1 protein-coding gene and 1 pseudogene are annotated in these 1,426 nt (G+C 52.1%); both read left to right on the plus strand.

All coding sequences use genetic code 11. The features are described 5' to 3' along the window. Nucleotides 1-82 (plus strand): annotated as a pseudogene (locus GGQ68_RS24055) (IS5/IS1182 family transposase); the annotation flags it as partial. A 146-nt stretch (nucleotides 83-228) separates the two neighbouring features. Continuing rightward, complete coding sequence (gene ctrA, locus GGQ68_RS24060; RefSeq protein WP_183970543.1) at nucleotides 229-948, plus strand: response regulator transcription factor CtrA; 720 nt, start codon at nucleotides 229-231, stop codon at nucleotides 946-948. The last annotated feature ends 478 nt before the right edge of the window (nucleotides 949-1,426 follow it).

The following is a 1,426-nucleotide window of genomic DNA, read 5'->3' on the forward strand; positions in this document are numbered from 1 at the left end:
AGTGGCTACCCGATACGACCGCTGTCCGAAGGTCTTCCTGTCGGCAATCGCCCTCGCTGCAACTGTCATTTATTGGCTATGAGTCCTGACCCTAGGATCGCAAGGCACCTAAGGGTCGCTGTCTGGAATGCAAAAAGGTTTATTTCTACATTAAGTTTTACGGATCATTAACCAATTTGCCGCTACTTCGCTAACCCTGTTGAGCTTCCCCAAATAGGATTCGAACAAATGCGCCTCCTCCTTGTCGAAGATGACCCCAGGACCTCACGCAGCATCGAAATGATGCTGAGCAAAGCAAACATCAACGTCCTCACTACACACTTGGGTGAGGAGGGTATCGATCTTGCGAAGCTGTATGATTATGATCTGATCCTCTTAGACTTGGGTCTGCCTGACCTGAATGGACACGAAGTTCTTCGAACGCTCCGTGCGGCCAAGGTGGCAACACCAATTTTGATCTTGTCTGGATCCGATGACCACGAAAACAAAATCAAAGGTTTCGGGTCTGGGGCCGACGATTATCTGACAAAGCCGTTCAACCGAGATGAATTAATTGCCCGGGTCAATGCCATTATTCGGCGCTCCCAAGGTCATGCGCAATCAACGATCAAGACCGGCAACATCGAAATCAACCTTGACGCCAAGTCGGTGGACGTTTTCGGCCGCCCGGTCAGCTTGACGGCAAAAGAATACCAGATTTTTGAGCTCCTAAGTCTACGCAAGGGCTCGACAATCACCAAAGAGATGTTCCTAAACCACCTGTACGGCGGGATGGATGAACCTGAGATGAAGATCATCGATGTTTTTATCTGCAAGTTGCGCAAGAAGCTCGCCGTCGCGACTGGTGGGGAGAGCCACATAGAAACGATATGGGGGCGAGGATATAAGCTTACTGACCCGACACATACGATGATGATCGAAGACAAGGTCAGGCAGAACGCTGCTTAGCATTGAGAATGGCACTGATGGGGCAGGTCACTGGCTATAAAAGGGAGTTTGTTTTCGAAGCTGGGCCTCCCCAAACCGTCCAATCAGAACTGCGCTCCACCTTGGTGGGGACGTCCATTTCGTCTTGATGCTTAACGAGGGCATGGCAGTTCTAGCTGCACACCTCTCGGAAATTTTCCGCCTGCTGCGGAAACTGTTTGGCATATAGGAATGCAGGGGGTGGAGTGTAAGCGGCCTTTCATGTCGCACCGGTGAAAGCTAATGACCTGCCCCCTGCCGGTCCCTCAGTCATAACGAAAGTCTGCAGGTTGAACTTGGGTATTCTGGTTCCCCGTCCGGCGCAAGCGCGCCGGACAATGGATGGGACTCATCGTCGGAATTCAGGGGCGTTGTTGCGCAAATCAAAGGGAGGGATTCACTTAGCGAATCCGGACGGTTAGTTCGGGCGCATGCCGAAGCCCACACCCACCCGCTACCG

It is taken from the genome of Sagittula marina, from assembly GCF_014196795.1.
Lineage (GTDB): Bacteria > Pseudomonadota > Alphaproteobacteria > Rhodobacterales > Rhodobacteraceae > Sagittula > Sagittula marina.